This is a genomic window from Promicromonospora sp. NPDC050262, from assembly GCF_040655935.1.
Classification (GTDB): domain Bacteria; phylum Actinomycetota; class Actinomycetes; order Actinomycetales; family Cellulomonadaceae; genus Promicromonospora.
In genome coordinates, this window is sequence record NZ_JBFAKX010000001.1 from 403,426 (window position 1) to 421,439 (window position 18,014).

The 18,014-nt window shown below is 72.4% G+C and carries 15 protein-coding genes; 7 read left to right on the forward strand and 8 right to left on the reverse strand.

What is annotated here, in order from left to right:
* Positions 1 to 6 precede the first annotated feature (6 nt).
* Positions 7 to 1,170, forward strand: coding sequence for a polyprenyl synthetase family protein (locus AB0I29_RS01760; RefSeq protein WP_285104384.1), 1,164 nt, complete (start codon positions 7 to 9; stop codon positions 1,168 to 1,170).
* 53 nt (positions 1,171 to 1,223) lie between these two features.
* Here the strand turns inward: AB0I29_RS01760 and pknB are convergent, their stop codons facing one another.
* On the reverse strand, positions 1,224 to 3,119 hold the full coding sequence (gene pknB / locus AB0I29_RS01765; protein WP_357477301.1) for a Stk1 family PASTA domain-containing Ser/Thr kinase: 1,896 nt from the start codon (positions 3,117 to 3,119) through the stop codon (positions 1,224 to 1,226).
* A 118-nt stretch (positions 3,120 to 3,237) separates the two neighbouring features.
* Here pknB and AB0I29_RS01770 point away from each other — a divergent pair, with 118 nt between their 5' ends.
* Entirely contained in the window at positions 3,238 to 3,603 is a 366-nt protein-coding gene (locus tag AB0I29_RS01770) for an Rv2175c family DNA-binding protein (protein ID WP_285104380.1), read from the forward strand.
* A gap of 69 nt (positions 3,604 to 3,672) precedes the next feature.
* On the opposite strand, the gene AB0I29_RS01775 is transcribed toward AB0I29_RS01770, so the two are convergent.
* Both AB0I29_RS01775 and AB0I29_RS01780 read right to left on the reverse strand, forming a co-directional pair.
* Complete coding sequence (locus tag AB0I29_RS01775; protein WP_285104378.1) at positions 3,673 to 5,034, reverse strand: class II 3-deoxy-7-phosphoheptulonate synthase; 1,362 nt, start codon at positions 5,032 to 5,034, stop codon at positions 3,673 to 3,675.
* A 76-nt stretch (positions 5,035 to 5,110) separates the two neighbouring features.
* Positions 5,111 to 6,337: a pyrophosphate--fructose-6-phosphate 1-phosphotransferase gene (locus AB0I29_RS01780; RefSeq protein ID WP_108495681.1), complete on the reverse strand. Its 1,227-nt coding sequence runs from the start codon at positions 6,335 to 6,337 to the stop codon at positions 5,111 to 5,113.
* A 215-nt stretch (positions 6,338 to 6,552) separates the two neighbouring features.
* Between AB0I29_RS01780 and AB0I29_RS01785 the strand changes: the two genes are divergently transcribed.
* Positions 6,553 to 7,122: a GNAT family N-acetyltransferase gene (locus AB0I29_RS01785; protein WP_357477307.1), complete on the forward strand. Its 570-nt coding sequence runs from the start codon at positions 6,553 to 6,555 to the stop codon at positions 7,120 to 7,122.
* Positions 7,123 to 7,227: 105 nt separating this feature from the next.
* Here AB0I29_RS01785 and AB0I29_RS01790 read toward each other — a convergent pair whose 3' ends face one another.
* Positions 7,228 to 9,060, reverse strand: coding sequence for an AMP-dependent synthetase/ligase (locus AB0I29_RS01790; RefSeq protein WP_357477310.1), 1,833 nt, complete (start codon positions 9,058 to 9,060; stop codon positions 7,228 to 7,230).
* 165 nt (positions 9,061 to 9,225) lie between these two features.
* Between AB0I29_RS01790 and AB0I29_RS01795 the strand changes: the two genes are divergently transcribed.
* On the forward strand, positions 9,226 to 10,170 hold the full coding sequence (locus AB0I29_RS01795) for an ROK family glucokinase (RefSeq protein WP_285104375.1): 945 nt from the start codon (positions 9,226 to 9,228) through the stop codon (positions 10,168 to 10,170).
* A 189-nt stretch (positions 10,171 to 10,359) separates the two neighbouring features.
* On the opposite strand, the gene AB0I29_RS01800 is transcribed toward AB0I29_RS01795, so the two are convergent.
* Positions 10,360 to 11,085 carry a hypothetical protein gene (locus AB0I29_RS01800; RefSeq protein WP_357477315.1) on the reverse strand — a complete coding sequence of 242 codons (726 nt, stop codon included), beginning with the start codon at positions 11,083 to 11,085 and terminating at the stop codon, positions 10,360 to 10,362.
* A gap of 55 nt (positions 11,086 to 11,140) precedes the next feature.
* On the opposite strand from AB0I29_RS01800, the gene AB0I29_RS01805 reads away from it, so the two are divergent.
* Positions 11,141 to 11,905, forward strand: coding sequence for a lysophospholipid acyltransferase family protein (locus AB0I29_RS01805; protein WP_285104371.1), 765 nt, complete (start codon positions 11,141 to 11,143; stop codon positions 11,903 to 11,905).
* A 32-nt stretch (positions 11,906 to 11,937) separates the two neighbouring features.
* Here the strand turns inward: AB0I29_RS01805 and AB0I29_RS01810 are convergent, their stop codons facing one another.
* The gene (locus tag AB0I29_RS01810; protein WP_285104368.1) at positions 11,938 to 12,846 is read right to left on the reverse strand and encodes a carbohydrate ABC transporter permease; all 909 of its coding nucleotides are present in this window, start codon (positions 12,844 to 12,846) and stop codon (positions 11,938 to 11,940) included.
* Entirely contained in the window at positions 12,836 to 13,795 is a 960-nt protein-coding gene (locus tag AB0I29_RS01815) for a sugar ABC transporter permease (RefSeq protein ID WP_285104366.1), read from the reverse strand. Before AB0I29_RS01815 ends, AB0I29_RS01810 begins: the two co-directional genes overlap by 11 nt.
* Positions 13,796 to 13,965: 170 nt before the next feature.
* Between AB0I29_RS01815 and AB0I29_RS01820 the strand changes: the two genes are divergently transcribed.
* Together AB0I29_RS01820 and AB0I29_RS01825 are read left to right on the forward strand one after the other, a co-directional pair.
* Positions 13,966 to 15,294 (forward strand): extracellular solute-binding protein, encoded by a 1,329-nt coding sequence (locus AB0I29_RS01820; protein ID WP_285104365.1) that lies wholly within the window; start codon positions 13,966 to 13,968, stop codon positions 15,292 to 15,294.
* 4 nt (positions 15,295 to 15,298) lie between these two features.
* Positions 15,299 to 16,921, forward strand: coding sequence for a hypothetical protein (locus AB0I29_RS01825; RefSeq protein ID WP_357477324.1), 1,623 nt, complete (start codon positions 15,299 to 15,301; stop codon positions 16,919 to 16,921).
* Between the two features lie 33 nt (positions 16,922 to 16,954).
* Here the strand turns inward: AB0I29_RS01825 and AB0I29_RS01830 are convergent, their stop codons facing one another.
* Positions 16,955 to 17,962 (reverse strand): LacI family DNA-binding transcriptional regulator, encoded by a 1,008-nt coding sequence (locus AB0I29_RS01830; RefSeq protein WP_285104362.1) that lies wholly within the window; start codon positions 17,960 to 17,962, stop codon positions 16,955 to 16,957.
* Positions 17,963 to 18,014: the final 52 nt, after the last annotated feature.

Consider the following 18,014-nt stretch of genomic DNA (forward strand, 5'->3'; position numbering starts at 1 on the left):
GGTGCCGTGCCCGCCTCACCTGTCCGTACCAGCCCCCGCGACCCCCGCCCCCTGAGCCCCGCCGCCCTCGTGGACGCCGAGCAGCTCCGCGGCGACGTCGACGCCGCCGTGAGCGCCCACCTCGCCCGGCTGACGGCCGAGGTCGGGGCGATCAGCCCGAGCGCCGAGGCCATGGTCGAGGAGGCGGCGGGTCTGCTCGCGGGCGGCAAGCGGCTGCGAGCCGCGTTCTGCTACTGGTCGTTCCGCGCGCACGGCGGATCCGCCGACCCGGCCGACCCCGCCCGCGTCGCGACCGTCCGGGTGGGCGCCGCGCTGGAGCTGTTCCAGGCCGCGGCCCTGCTGCACGACGACGTGATGGACAACTCCGACACCCGCCGTGGCCGCCCCACGGCGCACCGCGCGTTCGCCGCGAAGCACGCGGGCGCGGCCTGGGCCGGCGAGCCGGTGAGGTTCGGCGACTCCGCCGCCATCCTGATCGGCGACCTGGTGCTCCTGGCCGCCCAGCGCGAGCTGTCGGCGGCGCTAGCACCGCTGCCCGCGGCCGTCGCCGAGGCGACCCGCGCCCGTTTCGACGCGATGCAGAGCGAGGTGGTCGTGGGCCAGTTCCTGGACGTGCTGGTGCAGGCGGAGCCGTGGGGCCAGGACCCAGCCGCCGACGAGGAGCGCGCCCGGAACGTGCTGCGTGCCAAGACGGCGAGCTACTCCGTGGCCGCCCCCCTCGCGCTGGGCGCGCTGCTGGCCGGCGCGGGCCCGCAGGCCGCGGCCGGGATCGAGGCGGCGGGCCAACCGCTGGGCGAGGCGTTCCAGCTCCGGGACGACGTGCTCGGCGTCTTCGGCGACCCGGCCGTCACGGGCAAGCCCGCCGGTGACGACCTGCGCGAGGGCAAGCGCACGGTGGTCGTGGCCCGCACCCTGGCACTGCTGCCCGACGCCGACGGCCCCGAGGCGGCCGTGCTGGTCGCCGCGCTCGGCAACCCCGACCTGTCCGACGACGACGTGGCACGGGTGCGCGAGGTCATCGTCGGCTCCGGTGCGCTGGACGCGGTCGAGGAGCTCATCGCCGATCTCGCCGTCCGCGGCCACGCGCTGCTGGACCTGGCGGACCTGGCGGAGCCAGGCCGCGGCCTGCTCACCGACCTGGCCCACGCCGCGGTCGACCGGACAGCCTGAGCCTCACCCGGCCCAGCCTCGCCAGCCCAGCTCACCAGGCTCGCCAGCCCAGCTCACCAGGTCCAGAGGGTGACCTCTTCGCCCTTCTTCAGCTTCTCCCCCGCGACGGGCTCGGTCTCCTTGACACCCTCGTCGAACAGCTCGCCGAAGCCGCGCACCACCGACGTGTAGCCGGCCTCGTCGAGCAGCGCCTGGGCGTCCTCGACGGACAGCCCGACGACGTCGGGCACGGTGCCCTGGGCACCCATGCTGACCACGATGGTGACGGTGCTGCCCGGCTCGGCACCCTTGCCCCCGCCCGGCTTGGTGCGGATCACCGTCCCCGCCTCTGCCTTCTTGTCGAACGTGTCCTCCCGGACGACGTCGAACCCCTGGGCGACGAGCGCGTCCTCCGCCTCGCCCGCCGACAGGCCCGTCAGCTCGGGCACGGTCACCGGCGGGGGCCCGTCGGAGACGGTGAGCCGGACGGTCTCGTCGGTCGGCACGGTGCCGCCGTCGCGCACGGAGGCCCAGATCACCTGGTCGCGCGGCACGTCGGCGGAGTACTCGCGCGAGACCTCGACGTCGACGAGGCCGACGTCACCCAGCGCCGCCCGGGCCTGCTCCTCGGTCATGCCCACCAGCCCGGCAGGCACCTCGGCCACCTCCGGCCCGAGCGAGACCACCAGGCGCACGGGCTCGTCGCGCTGCGAGCGCCGCCCCTCGTCGGGGACCACCGAGATGACCTCGCCCTCGGGCACGTCGGAGTCGTGCTGCTCCACGTTCGACGACGTCAGCCCGGCCTCGGTCAGCGCCTCCTCGGCCTGGGCCACGGCCACGCCCACCACGCCGTCGGGGACCACCGCGTAGGCACCCGGGCCGTGCTCCGTGTACCACCAGGCGCTGAACAGGACCGCGACCAGCGTGACGCCCAGCAGGATCCTGCCGCCGCGGCGCGGCTGCCGCGCGGGCGGCGGCGGAGGCGGCTGCGGCGTCTGCTGCGGCACCGCCCACTGGCCGGCCGGCGGCCGCTCCACGACCGCGGTGCGCGCGGCCTTCACCGCGGCGGACGACGGCGGCGGCGCCACCTTGGCGGGGATGTCCAGCACCTCGTTGGGGATCTGCCGGAACGTGCTGCGCAGGGCGTCGAGCGCCACCGCGGCGTCGTGCGGGCGCCGGTCCGGGTCCCGCGCGGTGAGTGCCCGGACCAGGACGTCGAGCGGGCGGCCCAGGTGGCCGGCGAACGCGCTCACGGGCGGCACGTCGGTGTTGACGTGCGCGAACGCGACCTGGATGGGCCCCTCCCCCTCGTGCGGCAGGCGGCCGGTGAACAGCTCGAACGCGAGGATCCCCACGGCGTACACGTCGGCGCGCGCGTCGACGTGCCCCGTGGCGATGGTCTCGGGTGCGAGGTAGGCCACCGTGCCCAGGATCGTGCCCGTCGTCGTGTTCGACACCTCGGAGATGGCGCGGGCCAGGCCGAAGTCCGCCACCTTGGGCCGCCCGGTGCCCTCCTCCAGCAGCACGTTCTCCGGCTTGATGTCGCGGTGCACGATCCCCTTGGCGTGCGCCGCGGCGAGCGCGGAGAGCACCACGTCGAGGATCGCGAACGAGCGGCGCAGCGTGAGGTCGCCGTCGCGGATGAGCTGGCGCAGGTTGGTGCCCGGCACGTACTCCATGGTCAGGTAGCGCATGTCGCCGTCGGTGCCCTGGTCGTAGACGGCGACGACGCCGTGGTGCTGCAGGCCGGCGGCCGACCGGGCCTCGCGCTCGAAGCGCTGCCGGAAGCTCGCGGCCTGCTCCCCCTCCGCGAGGTGGGGGTGCATCACCTTCAGGGCGATCTCACGGTTCAGCCGCGTGTCGTGCGCGCGGTACACCGTGGCCATGCCTCCGCGCGCCACGCGCGCGACTATCTCGTACCGCCCGTCGACCAGGCGGCCGATGAGAGGGTCTGCCGTCACCTGAGCCACGGGTGGGAGTGTACGGGTGACCACCCACGGCCCGGCAGGAACGCGCATACCGGACGGCGGGCCGTTGCCGGATCGTTGCCGTGTCCCGGGCCCAGGCCTCGTCGCCTAGGCTTCTCCCGTGACAGATCTCGACGCCCTCGTGGGCGAATGGCTGACCCTCCCTGACCTCGCCGAGTCCCTCGACATCGAGGTCGGCAAGGCCCGCGGCCTGGTGAGCGACCGGCACGTCGTCGGCATCAAGCGTGGTGAGCGCACGACCTTCCAGGTCCCCGCCCTGTTCGTGCTGCCCGACGTCGAGGGACGCCCTGGCGTGATCCCGACGCTCCGCGGCACCATCATGGTGCTCTCCGACGCGCAGTTCACCGAGGAAGAGATCCTCGAGTGGCTGTTCACGCCCAACGACGAGCTCGGTGAGAGGCCCGTGGACGCCCTGATCGACGGCAAGCGTGCCGCGGTGCGCCGGGTGGCGCAGACGCTGCTCTGACGACCTGACCCGGTCCTGCGGCCGGCCGCCCCTCGGGACGGCCGGCCGCAGGACTGCTGTCGGTGACCGCTACCGGCGGAGCATCTCCGCGACCTGGAAGGCCAGCTCCAGCGACTGCTGGTGGTTCAGCCTCGGGTCGACGAGCGTCTCGTAGCGCAGCGCGAGGCCGGCGTCGGAGATCTCCTCGCTGCCACCGAGCACCTCGGTGACGTCGTCGCCCGTGAGCTCCATGTGCAGGCCGCCCGGGACGGTGCCCAGCGCCTTGTGCACCTCGAAGAACCCGGCCACCTCGTCGAGCACGTCCGTCAGCCGGCGGGTCTTGTAGCCGCTGTCCGACGTGATGGTGTTGCCGTGCATCGGGTCGGTGACCCAGGTGACGTTCGCGCCGGACCACGTCACGGCCTCGACCAGGGACGGCAGCACGTCGCGGACCCGGCCCGCGCCCATGCGCGTGATGAACGTGAGGCGGCCGGGCACGTTGTCCGGGTTGAGCCGCTCGGTGAGCGCCAGCGCGTCGTGCGGCGTCGTCGTCGGGCCCAGCTTCACGCCGACGGGGTTGGCGATCCGGGACATGAAGTCGACGTGGGCGCCGTCGAGCTGACGCGTGCGCTCGCCGATCCACAGGAAGTGCGCGCTGGTGTCGTAGGCGTTGCCGGTCCGCTGGTCGGTGCGGGTCAGCGCCCGCTCGTAGTCGAGCACCAGGGCCTCGTGGCTCAGGAAGAACTCGACGGAGCGCAGCGCGTCGAAGTCGGCGCCGCACGCGTGCATGAACCGGATGGCCCGGTCGATCTCGTCCGCCGTCTTCTCGTACCGCGCGTAGGCGGGGTTGCTCATGAAGCCGCGGTTCCACTCGTGCACCTGCCGCAGGTCGGCGAAACCGCCCTGCGTGAAGGCCCGCACGACGTTGGCCGTCGCCGACGAGATCCGGTAGGCCTGCTCCAGCCGCTCCGGGTCGGGGATCCGGGCCTGCGGCGTGAACGGGAAGCCGTTGATCATGTCGCCGCGGTAGGCAGGCAGCGTCTCGCCGTCGCGCGTCTCGGTGTCGCTGGAGCGCGGCTTGGCGTACTGGCCGGCCATGCGGCCCATCTTCACCACGGGCGTGCTCGCGCCGTGGGTGAGCACCACCGCCATCTGGAGGATGGTGCGGATCTTGTTGCGGATGCGGTCGGCGTTCGCCTCGGCGAACGTCTCCGCGCAGTCTCCGCCCTGGAGCAGGAACGCCTCGCCCCGGCCGGCGGCGGCGAGCCGCTCGGTCAGGGTGTCGGCCTGTGCGGGCACCACGATGGGCGCGGCCTGGGCCAGGCGGCCGGTGGCGGCCGCCAGTGCGGCCGGGTCCGGCCACGTGGGCTGCTGGCGCGCCTCCAGCGTGCGGTAGTGGTCCAGCCCCGCCGGACCGGCGGCGCGCTCGGCCGGGTCAGCGACGGTGCTCATCGACCCACCGTCCGCGGTGCCGGTGCTACCAGCAGTGCCGGTGCCACCTGTGACGCCAGTGGTGCCCGCACGGTGCTCAGTGCTCCGCGGGAGCGGCCGGCACGAGCGGCTGGCCGATCTCGGCGAGGATCTGGCCGAACCACTCCTGCGAGACGTCGAACGCCTTGCCGCCGGCGATGCGCGGGAACGCGATGGCCTTGAGCCGGTCACCGTCCTCCTCGTCGTGGCCGATGACGCCGGACTCGCCGCGCAGCGCGCACTCGACCGCGTAGTCGGTCATCGACTTGATGAGGCGCAGGTCCTCGGAGTTGGCGGCCGCGGCGCGCGAGAAGTAGCCCGACTTCTGGACCATGACCTTCTCGGCGCCCAGCTTCTCCGCGAACTGCTTGGCGAACCACTGGCCAGGGTTGATCGTGTCGAGCTTCACGTGCCCGAACGGGTCGCGCTCCACGGTCTCGCCTGCCGCCTCGAGCTGGGCCACGATCTCGTGCATGCCCGCACCCTCCGACAGGAAGATGTTGACGTTGCCGATCTCGTCCATGACGCCGCGCAGGCGCTTGGCCTCGCCCTCCAGGTCGATCTCGAGCTCGGGCAGGAACACCGCGTGCACGTCCCAGCGCTCGCGCGACAGACCCAGGGCCGGTGCCCACTCCTGCTCGTCGAGCCAGCCGCGGTAGGACTGCGCCGTGGCCGCGGTCAGCCAGCCGCAGTGGCGGCCCATGACCTCGTGCACGATCAGCATGCGCGGGCCCACGCGGTTCTCGCCGATGACGTTGGCCGCGAACTTCGCGCCCTCCTCGGCGGCGGTCCACGCGCCCAGCGACTGCTTGATCGGCACCACGTCGTTGTCGATCGTCTTGGGCAGGCCCACGACGGTCAGCTCGTAGCCGTTCTCGTGCAGGTAGGCAGCGAGGTCGGCGGCCGTCGTGTTGGTGTCGTCACCACCGATGGTGTGCAGCACGTCCACGCCGTCGGCCTTGAGCTGCTCCGCGGCGACGTGCAGCGGGTCCTGACCCTCCTGCACGAGGCCGCGCTTGACCGCGTCCTTGACGTTGGTCAGCTTCACGCGCGAGTTGCCGATCGGCGAGCCGCCGAACTTGTGCAGGACGTGAGCCTGCTTGCGAGCCTCGTCGTCGATCTCGATCTTGTTGCCCGTCAGCAGGCCGTGGTAGCCGTGCAGGTAGGCAATGATCTCGATCTCGGGGTCGAGCTCGGTGTAACGCTCGATCAGACCGCCGACCGAGGACGACAGGCAGGGCGCGAAGCCGCCGGCGGTCAGCAGGGCCACACGACGAACAGCCATCGGAGGAGCACCTCTCATCAGGGAACTTTCGGGGGCGCCGCCGCCGGCGATCGCCCGCGCGGCACCCTTCGTCGTCATCCTACTGAGCGCCGGGGGCAGCGCTCGGCACGTCCGGTGACTGAGCACGTCCGGACGGGCGCTGTCGGACGGCGTCCCGCGCATGAGAGAATGGCGGTGAGCCTCCCGGCGCCTAGCGGCCCGGGAGGCTTTCCGTTATGACGAACTCACCACGCACGGCGAACTCACCAGGCACGACGAACTCACCGCAGACCCCGCCGGCACGACTGACGATCCGGCCCACCACCGGCAGCGACCAGCCGGTCCTGGAGCGGCTGTGGCTCCTGTTCCGGCACGACATGTCCGAGGTCTCGGGCGCGCTGCCCGATGCGACCGGTCAGTTCCGGCGCGAACGGCTGGACGCGGCGTTCACCGACCCGGGCTGGCGCGGGGTCATCGCGCACCTGGAGCCCGCCGGCGCGGCGCCGTCGCCGGTCGGATTCGCCCTGGTGCGCGGGCTCGACGGGCCAACCCGCGTGCTCAGCTCGTTCTTCGTGGTGCGCGGCGTGCGGCGCATCGGCGTCGGGCGGGAGCTCGCGGCCCACGTGCTGGCCGCGTTCCCCGGCGGCTGGGACGTCGCTTTCCAGGACGCCAACCCGCCGGCGGTGAACTTCTGGCGGGCGGTGGCCACGGACGCCGTCGGCGCGGCCTGGACCGAGGAGCACCGCGCCGTCCCGGGCCGCCCGGACCTGCCGCCGGACACCTGGATCTCGTTCACGACGAGCTGACCCCGCCCGCCTCAGACACGCGTCAGACACGTGTCAGACCCACAGGTCACCCGGGTGATCTGTGGGTCTGACACGTGCTCCGACACGAGCGAGGGTCGGCCGGCCTCAGTTGAGGAGGTGCAGGCTGTCCTTGTTCTTGTCCGCGTACAGGCGCTCGACGTCGGCGTCGAAGTCCTTGAGGAACACCGCCCGCTTCACGCTCTGCTTGGGGGTGAGGTACCCGTTCTCGATCGTCAGGTCGCCCGCCAGCACCGTGTACTTGCGGATCGACTCGGCCTTCGAGACCGCCTTGTTCGCCCGCTGCACCGCGCCGTCGAGGGCCGCGAGGACGTCCGGGTCCTTGCGGGCCTCGTCGACCGACATCACCGGCTTGCCGTGCATCTTCAGCCAGCCCGGCAGGCCCTCGGCGTCGAGCGTGAAGAGCGCCCCGATGAACGGCTTGCCGTCACCGACGACGACGCACTGGCTCACCAGGGCGTGCGCGCGGATGCGGTCCTCCAGCATCGAGGGCGCCACGTTCTTGCCGCCCGCCGTGACGATGATCTCCTTCTTGCGGCCGGTGATCGTGAGGAACCCGTCGTCGTCCAGCACGCCCAGGTCGCCCGTGCGGAACCAGCCGTCCTCGGTGAACGCCTCCGCCGTGGCGGCCTCGTTCTTGTGGTACGCCCGGAAGATGTGGTGGCCCTTGAGCAGGATCTCGCTGTCCTCGGCGATCTTCACGCCGCAGCCCGGGAGCTGCAGGCCGACCGAGCCGATCTTCGTCGCCGTGGGACGGTTCACGCTGGTCGGCGCGGTGGACTCGGTGAGGCCGTAGCCCTCGAGCACCTTGAGGCCCAGGCCCCGGTAGAAGTGGCCGAGCCGCTCGCCGAGCGGGCCGCCGCCGGACACCGCGAACTCCGCGCGCCCGCCGAGCTTGGCGCGCAGCTTGGAGAAGACCAGCGCGCTGGCGACCGCGTGCTGCAGCCGCAGGCCCAGCCCCGGGCCCGACGGCGTGTCGAGCGCCCGCGACCACGCGATGCCCGTCGCCGTGGCCCAGTGGAAGATCTTGGCCTTGCCGCCGGCCGCCGCCGTCTGCTCGGCCGTGTTGTAGACCTTCTCGAACACGCGCGGCACCGCGAGGATGAAGGTCGGCTTGAACTCGCCCAGGGCGTCGACCAGCGTGGACGTGTCGCCCCAGTGCCCCGTGACCACGCCGCCCGCCACCGCGAGCACGTGGATGTAGCGCGCGAACACGTGCGCCATCGGGATGAACAGGAGGGTGCGTCCGCCCTCCTTGGCGAACACCTCCGGCACGGCCTCGACGGCGTTCACGGCGAGCGACGCGAAGTTGCGGTGCGTCAGCTCGGCGCCCTTGGGGCGACCCGTGGTCCCCGAGGTGTAGATGATCGTGGCCAGGTCGTCGAGCCCGGAGAGACCCCGGCGCCGGGCGATCTCGTCGTCGGGCACGTCCGCGCCCTCGGCCGCGACCGCGTCGAGCGCACCGTCGTCGATGACGAGCACGTCGGTCACGAGCGGGACCGCGTCGCGCACCTCGGCGACGGTGGCGGCGTTGGCCGGGGTCTCGGCGAAGACCAGCTTCACCTCGGCGTCGGACAGGATCCACTCGACCTGCTCGGCCGAGGACGTCTCGTAGACAGGGACGGGCACCGCGCCCGCGGCCCACGCCGCGAAGTCCAGCACGGCCCACTCGTACCGCGTGCGGCACATGATGCCGACGCGGTCCCCGGGCTCGATCCCGCGGGCCACCAGGCCCTTCGCCACAGCGACCACCTGGGCGTCGAACTCGCCGGCACTGACGACCCGCCAGGGCTCGCCCTTCCCCGCAGGAACCTCCATCATCGGCTTGTCGGCGCCGGCGCCGACCCGCTCGGCGAGCACATCGTTGAGATTGGAGGTGGGGGGCAGCTCGATGAGGATCGGGCTGAAGATCTCGTCCATTCTGACTCCAGTGGCAGTACTGACCGTGCCTGCAAAGATACCGGGAAACGGACTCCGCGTGTTGCACTCCTCGCGGTCGCTACCCTGGGTGTGCGCACCTTCTCGGTGCAGCCCCCTTCTGGACGGTCCTCGCGGCCGTCGCGCAACGAGAGAACGTGAGGACGAATGCACGCCATCGGGGTCGACATCGGCGGCACCAAGATCGCTGTGGGAGTCGTCGACGAGGAGGGCAAGATCCTCGCCCAGGTGCGCCGGGAGACCGACGCCGACGACGTCGCGCACATCGACAGGGCCATCGCGGACGCGTGCAACGAGCTCGTCAAGGAGCACGAGGTGGGAGCGATCGGCCTGGCCGCGGCCGGCTTCGTGAGCCCCGACCGCACATCGGTGAACTTCGCGCCCAACATCGCCTGGCGCGAGTACCCGCTGGCCGCGAAGGTCGCCGAGCTCGTCGACGCCGACCTGCCGATCGTCGTGGAGAACGACGCCAACGCCGCCGGCTGGGCCGAGTTCCGGTTCGGCGCGGGCCGCGAGGCCACCGACATGCTGATGCTCACGGTCGGCACCGGCCTGGGCGGCGCCGTCATCTCCGAGCGGGAGCTCGTGCGCGGCAAGTGGGGCATGGCCGCCGAGGTGGGGCACATGCGCGTCGTGCCGGAGGGCCACTACTGCGGGTGCGGTCACGAGGGCTGCTGGGAGCAGTACGCGTCGGGCAGCGCCCTGGAGCGTGACGCCCAGCACGCCGCCGTCGCCCGGGTGGACCAGGCGGACCGCCTGCTGGAGCTCGCGGGCGGCGACCCGGAGAAGATCCGGGGCAAGATGGTGACCGAGGCTGCCCAGGAGGGCGACGAGCTGTCGATCGAGCTGCTCGCGACCCTGGGCCGCTGGATCGGCGAGGGCTCCGCGTCGGTCGCGGCCCTGCTGGACCCCGAGCTCATCGTGATCGGCGGCGGCGTCGGCGCGGCCGGCGACCTGCTGCTCGGCCCGGTGCGCCGCGGCTTCGAGGCGCAGCTCTCCGCGATGGGCCACCGGCCCGTGGCCAAGATCGAGCTGGCCGAGCACGGCAACGAGGCCGGCATCGTCGGCGCGGCGGACCTGGCCCGGCGCTAGTCCCCCTGGGCCCGTACCGGCCCGGAAAGAGTCAGACCCACAGATCACCCGGGTGATCTGTGGGTCTGACTCGTTGGAGCCTGCGGCTCCGCTCCGGCTCAGACGATATTTTCTGTCGTCCGAACCTGCGGCTCCGCTCCGGGCGAGATGCCTCGTTCCTCGGCCCTCACCCTGCGCTGCGCCTCCGGTTCAGACGACGGCACCCGGTCCGTCGTCGTCGGGGTCGCGCTGGTGCGGCATGCGCCAGATCAGCACGCCCAGGCCGGCGACGAACAGGCCGAGCCCGATCTGACCCGCCAGCGGCGGGATCGAGACGGCCGGCACCGCCGCGGAGACGATCATGCCGATCACCGCGAGCACGGGCACGCCGACCACGAAGCTCCACGCCATGGTGAGCAGCGGGTCGCGCGACAGCAGCGCGGGCGGCTCCGGCGGCGTGAAGTGGGACTCCGCCTCCTCGAGCGCCTCGGCGTCGGGCGACAGGGGCCAGTCGCGCGGGCCCGAGGGCGTGCGCGACCCGGACGCGTCCGACGACGAGCCCGGTCCCGTGCCCGGTTCGTCGGCCGCGTCACCCGTGCTCGTCCAGTCGCCGCCGGCCCAGCCGCCGTCCGACCAGCCGCCCACCTGGCGGCGCTTGCCGACGCCCCGGTCACCGGTCTCGTCGTCGGCCCGGGTGCCGGGCGCACGACCGCGAGCGCCGTCGTCGTCGCTGCCCTCGTCATCGGGTCGCGATGTCTGAGAGGATTCGGCGGACTTCTCCGCGCCGTCGGTGTCCCCGTCGGCCCGAGAGACGTCCATGTCGCCAAGCGTGGCGACGATGTCGGCCCAGCGCGATGCCACGTCGTCGTCGCCCAGCTCGCGTGGGGTGTCGCCGGGCACGTCGTCGTCTCGGTCGTCGGTGTTCGATGCGGCCATGGGCACACTCTATTGTCGTCAGGGGGCCCGCGGGGGCGGGTCTTGAGGAGGAATCTTGTTCTACTGGGTGATGAGGAACGTGCTGGTCGGCCCGCTGCTGCGCCTCGCGTACCAGCCGTGGGTCGTCGGCGGCAAGAACGTGCCCCGGACCGGCGCCGCGATCGTGGCCAGCAACCACCTGGCGGTGATCGACTCGTTCATCCTGCCGCTCCTGATCTCGCGCCGCGTGACCTTCCTCGGCAAGTCCGACTACTTCACGGGCAAGGGCCTCAAGGGCAAGATCGTGGCCTGGTTCATGACCGGCATCGGCGTCATCCCCGTGGACCGCTCCGGCGGCGCCGCCAGCGAGGCCGCGCTGCGCACCGGACTGCGCGTGCTGCGCGAGGGCAGCCTGTTCGGCATCTACCCCGAGGGCACCCGCAGCCCCGACGGCCGCCTCTACAAGGCGAAGACGGGCGTGGCCCGGATGGCGCTCGAGTCGGGTGCCCCGGTCATCCCCGTCGCCATGGTCGACACCGACGTCGCCCAGCCGGTGGGCCGGACCATCCCCACGTTCATGCCGCTGGGCGCCGTGATCGGCGAACCCCTCGACTTCAGCCGGTACAAGGGGATGGAGAGCGACAAGTTCGTGCTGCGCGCCGTCGCCGACGAGATCGAGTACGCGATCCTGGCCCTGTCCGGTCAGGAGTACGTGGACGCGTACGCGGCCAGCGCCAAGGAGCGCGCGGCCCGCGGCGAGCCCGCGATCCCGACGGCGGAGGAGGGCCCGGGCGGCCTGCCCCTGCCGGAGGTCGAGAAGCCGCGCCGGCCCAAGCGCTGACCGGCCCGGCCTCCGGCCCGAACGCCGCTCCCCTACTTGATCCCCGTCGTCGCGATCCCCTTGACCAGGTAGCGCTGTCCAAGCAGGAACGCGAGGAAAAGCGGCACCAGCGACAGCACCGACATCGCGAACATGCCGCCGAAGTTCGACTCCGACGTCGCGTCGAGGAACGCGCGCAGCGCGAGCGACACCGTCCAGTTCTCCTGCGACGTCAGGTAGATCAGCGGCCCGAAGAAGTCCGACCACGTCCAGATGAACGTGAAGATCGTGGTGGTCGCCAGCGCCGGGACCATCAGCGGCAGGATGATCTGCCCGAAGATCCGCAGGTGGCCGGCGCCGTCCAGCCGGGCGGCGTCGTCCAGCTCGCGCGGGATGCCGCGGATGAACTGGACCATCAGGAAGACGAAGAACGCGTCGGTGGCCAGGAACTTGGGCACCACGAGCGGCAGGAACGTGTTGATCCAGCCGAGCTGGGCGAAGATCACGTACTGCGGCACGATCACCACGTGGACGGGCAGCATGATCGTCGCCAGCATCACCGCGAACCACAGGGTGCGCAGCGGGAACCGCAGGCGCGCGAACGCGTAGGCCGCCAGCGAGCAGGAGATCAGGTTGCCGAGGATCGCCCCGACCGAGAGCACCGCGGAGTTCAGGAAGTACCGGGTGAACGAGTACCGGTGGGCGTCCCAGCCGGAGGCGTAGTTCTCGGCGGTCGGGTCGGTCAGGAGGATCGAGAGGTCGCGGAAGATCTCGTCGTCGGGCCGCAGCGACGCGACCACCAGCCAGATCAGCGGGTAGACCATCAGCAGCGAGAGCACCAGCAGCCCGGCGTGCTTGAGCACGCTGCGGACCTGGCGGCGCAGCACCGGTGGCCGCGGCGCGGGCACCCGCGCAGGCGCCGACCGGGAGACAAGGGCGGGGTCGGTCGTCTCAGTCGTCATAGAACACCCAGAACCTCGACAGCCAGAAGTTGAACGCCGTGAAGGCGCAGATGATGGTGAGCAGGAACCACGCCATCGCGCTCGCGTAGCCCATGTTCAGGTTCCCGAAGCCCTCGCGGTACAGGTACAGCGTGAAGAAGAGCGTCGAGTCGCTCGGCCCGCCGGTGCCGCCCGAGACGATGAACGCCTGCGTGAAGGTCTGGAACGCGAAGATCACCTGGAGCACCAGGTTGAAGAAGATGATGGGGCTGAGCAGCGGCAGCGTGATGGACACGAACCGCCGGCCGGGCGAGGCGCCGTCGACCTGCGCGGCCTCGTGGTACACGGCCGGGATCTGCCGGAGGCCTGCCAGGAAGATCACCATCGGTGACCCGAAGGTCCAGATGTGCAGCACGATGATCGTGCTCAGCGCGGTGGACGGGTTGGAGATCCAGCCCGGGCCGTCGATGCCCACCAGTGCCAGCACCCAGTTCACCAGCCCGTCCGTGCCGAACACCTGGCGCCACAGGATGGCGACGGCGACCGACCCGCCCAGCAGGGAGGGCAGGTAGAAGACGGACCGGTAGAACGCCAGCCCCCGCATGCCGCGGTCCAGCAGCAGGGCGATCGCGAGCGCCAGCGCGAGCTGGAGCGGCACGGACACCACCACGTAGACCACCGTGACCCGCAGGGAGGCCCACAGCCGGCGGTCGCCGAGCATGTCCGCGTAGTTCTCCAGCCCGATGAACTGGGCGGGCTGGAGCAGGTTGTAGTCGGTCAGCGACAGGTACGCCGAGGCCAGGATCGGGCCCACGGTGAACGTCACCAGACCGATCAGCCAGGGGGTCAGGAAGGCGTAGCCCGCCTTCGCGTCGGGGTAGCGGATCTTCCGGGCGGCGGTCCCGTCCGGCCCGGGTGCCGGACGGCGCCGTCCACGCGCCAGGGTGCGCAGCTCACCGATGCTGCTCACGCAGGACCTCCTCGTCCTCGACGTTCCCCCGTCCTTGGGAGCCCGCCTTCGAAACCGTTCTGGATAACGATTGCGGGAAGTGAAGCACAGATCGTTGACACGATTCAATAGCCCCGCATACGTTGACGCCCACCATCACGGACCCGATCGCAATGAAGCGAGGCGCAGGGATGCGAAAAGCACGTGCAGGTTCCAGGCGCACGACGACGGCGCTGGTCGCCGCCGGTGCGACGCTCACCCTCCTGACGGCCGGCTGCGCCGTCGACCCGGCCGGAGCCGGCGGAGGCGGGGGCGGCGAGTACGACCCCGACGAGGAGGTCACGCTCCGGCTGAGCTGGTGGGGCGAGGCGGACCGGAACGCGACCACCGACGACGTCGTGGCCGACTTCATGACCGAGCACCCCAACATCACCGTCGAGACCGAGCCCAGCGACTTCGAGTCGTACTTCGACAAGATCGCCACCTCCACCGCCGCGAGCGACGCGCCCGACGTCATGGCCCTCGGCGGCGCCTACCCGCTGGAGTACGGGGCCAAGGGCGCGCTCGTGGACCTGGGCACCCTGGGCGAGCAGCTCGACATGTCGGCCTTCAACGAGGCCGCCCTGTCCGGCGCCACGTACGAGGACGCCGTCTACGGGGCCCCGACCGGCGGCAACGCGATCGGCCTGCTCGCCAACCCCCGGATCTTCGAGGAGGCCGGCGTCGAGCTGCCGGACGACGAGACGTGGACCTGGGACGAGTTCGCCGACCTGGCCGCCGAGATCTCGGACGAGCACCCCGACGACGACACCTACGGGTTCGAGATGCAGGTGACCGACATCCTCGGCAGCTACGCCGGGCAGCGCGGCACGGGCATCTACGACTGGGACGGACAGCTCGCCGTGGACACCGACACCCTCGTGGACTTCTGGGACCTGGAGCTGGGCCTCGTCGAGTCGGGCGCGCAGCCGTCCGCCGAGGTCACCACGGAGTTCCAGGGCCAGTCCCCCGAGCTCACGCTGATGGGCACCGGCAAGGCCGCGATGGGCTTCGTCTACTCCAACCTGCTGGGCACCTACGCGGACGCGTCCGGCGACGACCTGGTGCTGCTGAAGATCCCCGGCGAGCAGGAGTTCGAGCACCCCGGCGTCACCGTGCTGCCCTCGCAGTACTGGGCCGTCTCGTCTCAGTCGGAGCACCCGGAGGCCTCGGCCCTGCTCGTGGACTACCTGGTCAACAGCCCGGAGGCGGGCAGCAAGATCCTGGCCGACCGCGGCCTGCCGTTCAACACCGAGGTGTTCTCCGCCATCGAGGGCGACCTCTCGCCCAAGGACGCGGAGTCCGGCGCGTACGTGCAGGAGATCGGCGAGACGGCCGAGCCCGCTCCCCCGCAGCCGGAGGGCGGCTCGATCCTCAACGACACCACGATCCTGTACGACTCCGAGGTGCTCTTCGGCACCATGACACCGCAGGAGGCGGCCGAGGCGTGGACCGCGGACATGTCGGCGGCACTCGAGTAGCCCGGTGCCCCTGACCCCCGAACGGCTCGCCGCCGGTACGTCTCTGCGCGTCACCGGCGGCGAGCGCGCCGCGGCGCTCGCCGCCACGTGGCACGCGGCGCTGACCGACGTCGCCGCGTGCGTCCGCCCGCTGCCCGGCTCTCCCGCCGGGGCGGACGGCGGCGCGCCCACCGAGCCCCTCACCGAGCCCCTCACCGCGGCCCTCACCGAGGGCGGCCCCTACCCGGGCTGCTGGCTGGAGAGCACGGGCAGCATCAGCACCGAGGTCCTGGGCCGGTTCGCGCCCGGCGTCGCCCGCGACACCCACCTGCTGCTCGCCCGCGGGGCGCGTGACGACGGCCTGCTGCCCTACAAGGTGACGGACGACGGGCCCGCACACGCGCAGATCCAGCGCGTCACACCGCTGGCCAGGAGCGTGTGGGAGCAGTACCTGCGCTCGGGCCGGGACGACCGAGGCCGGGCCGACGGAGGCCGCGACGACGAGGGCCGCGACACCGACTACCTGCGTGAGATGTACGCGGCCCTGGCCGCGGACGACGCCTGGGTCGCCGAGCACCGGGACACCCGCGGCACCGGCGGCGTCGAGGCGTTCTGCACCTACGACACCGGGCACGACGCCTCGCCCCGGTTCTGGCACGTCCCCGACACCTGCCCGGACGGCGACCCCGCGCGCTTCGACGCGGCGCACCCCCTGCTCCCGTTCGTCGCCCCCGACCTGACCGCCGAGGCCTACGCCCGCCGCGTCCATCTCGCCCGGGCCGCCGAGGAGCTGGGCGAGGACCCGCGCCCGTGGCGGGCCGCGGCGTCGGACAGCCTCGCGGCGCTGGACCGCCTGTGGCACGCCGGCGACGAGACCTGGTACGACCGGGACGCAACGGGCGAGCCGGTGCGGATCCGCACGGACGTGCTGCTGCGGGTCCTGGCGTGCGGGGTGGGCGACGACGCGCTCTTCGACCGGCTGCTCCGCCGGCACCTGCTGAGCACCCGCGGGTTCCTGGCACCGGCCGGGTTCACCTCCGTGGCCCTGGACGACCCCCGGTTCGACCGCGACGCGACGCGCAACTCGTGGGGCGGGCCCGTGAACTTCCTCGCGCTGCTGCGGGCCCCGCGCGCGTTCGAGGCGCACGGACGCACCGCCGAGCTGGCCCGGGCGCTGCGCGGGGCGTTCGACGCCCTGCTGCGGGCCGACCGGTTCCCCCAGACCCTCGACCCGTGGACCGGCGACGCCGGGTACGGGTCGGGCTACTCCCCCGCCGCGCTGTTCTTCCTGGACGCGGTCGAACGGTTCTTCGGCGTCCTGGAGCTGCCCGACGGCGGCGTGCTGTGCACCGGCCTGTCCGCCGCCGACCCGGGCCGGTGGCCGGGCGTGGAGTCGCTGACCTACGAGCGGCCCACGCGCTCCGGCGTCTGGGCACAGACCGTCGCGGGCGACCGGGTCGCGGTGACCCGCGACGGCTCGCCGTGGCTCGCCTTCCCGGTGGGCTGGCGGGTCGAGCTGGCGCCGTCGGGCGAGGTGGCGGCGGTGACCGGGGTGTCCGGCCGGCCCGTCGCCGGGACCCTCACCCTGCCCGACGGCACCCGCACGGACCTGACCCTCGCCCCGAACGAGCGCGTGGCGCCGCGCTGACCGCGCCGCGCCGCTGCCAGAAGAACCGCCGGCCTAACGAACCGGCGCCGCGGTGGAGCTCCGCACCACGAGGCTGGTCGCGAGCTCGGTGCGCAGGGTGTGCCCGCTCGCGGTGCGGGCGCGGTACACCAGGTCGACGGCGGTGGCGCCCATCTCGGCGAGCGGCTGGCGCACCGTGGTGAGCGCGGGGTCGATCCATGGCGCGATGGGCAGGTCGTCGAAGCCCACGAGCGAGACGTCGCGCGGCACGACGAGCCCGGCCTCGCGCAGGGCCCGCAGCGCCCCGAGCGCCGTGTCGTCGCTGCTCGCGAAGATCGCGGTGGGCGGGTCGTCCAGGCCCAGGAGCCGCTGCGCGCCCTCGTACCCGGAGGTCACGCCGTACGCGCCCACGTGGACGAGGTCGTCGTCGGTGGTCAGACCCGCCCGGATCATGGCGGCGCGATAGCCCGCGAGCCGCGCGATGGCGTTGTCCTGCTCCAGCGCGCCGGTGATGGTGGCGATACGCGTGTGGCCGAGGGACAGCAGGTGCGCCGTCGCCTCCAGCCCGCCCTGGAAGTTGGTGGCGCCCACGCTGAGCATGCCCTCCGGCGGGCGCTGCCGCGGGTCGACGACGACGAGCGGCGTGCCGGTCTGCTCCAGGGCGCGCCGCGCCTCGGCGTCGGGCACCGCGACGATGCTGACCAGGCCGTCCGTCCCGCGTTCCAGCGCGTGCCGCACCCAGGCGCTGCAGTCGTCGGGGTCGGGCTCGACCGCCAGGACCACGTCGAGCCCGAACCGGCGGGCGCCGGCGACGGCGCCGCGGACCACGGCCTCGGACCACGTCCCCTCGAAGTCGACGATGCGGACGTCGATCATGCCGGTGGGCTTGGCCTGCGGCGGGCGCACCTCGTAGCCGTGCCGCGCCAGCGCCTCGGTGACGCGGGCCCGGGTCTTGCCGGACACGTCGGGCCGGGCGTTGAGGACCTTGGAGACCGTCGGGACCGAGACGCCCGCCTCGGCCGCCACGACGGCGAGCGGGATGTGCGGCTGGTCGGTTGCCATGGGTCCTCCGTCGGACATCGGTGAAGCAAGCGTTTCCGAAATCAGGATGGTA

Coding starts and splice junctions, on each gene's coding strand:
- AB0I29_RS01775 (WP_285104378.1), bottom strand. CDS start 5,034: ATGAGCACCGTCGCTGACCCGGCCGAGCGCGCCGCCGGTCCGGCGGGG.
- AB0I29_RS01780 (WP_108495681.1), bottom strand. CDS start 6,337: ATGGCTGTTCGTCGTGTGGCCCTGCTGACCGCCGGCGGCTTCGCGCCC.
- AB0I29_RS01785 (WP_357477307.1), top strand. CDS start 6,553: ATGACGAACTCACCACGCACGGCGAACTCACCAGGCACGACGAACTCA.
- AB0I29_RS01790 (WP_357477310.1), bottom strand. CDS start 9,060: ATGGACGAGATCTTCAGCCCGATCCTCATCGAGCTGCCCCCCACCTCC.
- AB0I29_RS01795 (WP_285104375.1), top strand. CDS start 9,226: ATGCACGCCATCGGGGTCGACATCGGCGGCACCAAGATCGCTGTGGGA.
- AB0I29_RS01800 (WP_357477315.1), bottom strand. CDS start 11,085: ATGGCCGCATCGAACACCGACGACCGAGACGACGACGTGCCCGGCGAC.
- AB0I29_RS01810 (WP_285104368.1), bottom strand. CDS start 12,846: ATGACGACTGAGACGACCGACCCCGCCCTTGTCTCCCGGTCGGCGCCT.
- AB0I29_RS01820 (WP_285104365.1), top strand. CDS start 13,966: ATGCGAAAAGCACGTGCAGGTTCCAGGCGCACGACGACGGCGCTGGTC.
- AB0I29_RS01830 (WP_285104362.1), bottom strand. CDS start 17,962: ATGGCAACCGACCAGCCGCACATCCCGCTCGCCGTCGTGGCGGCCGAG.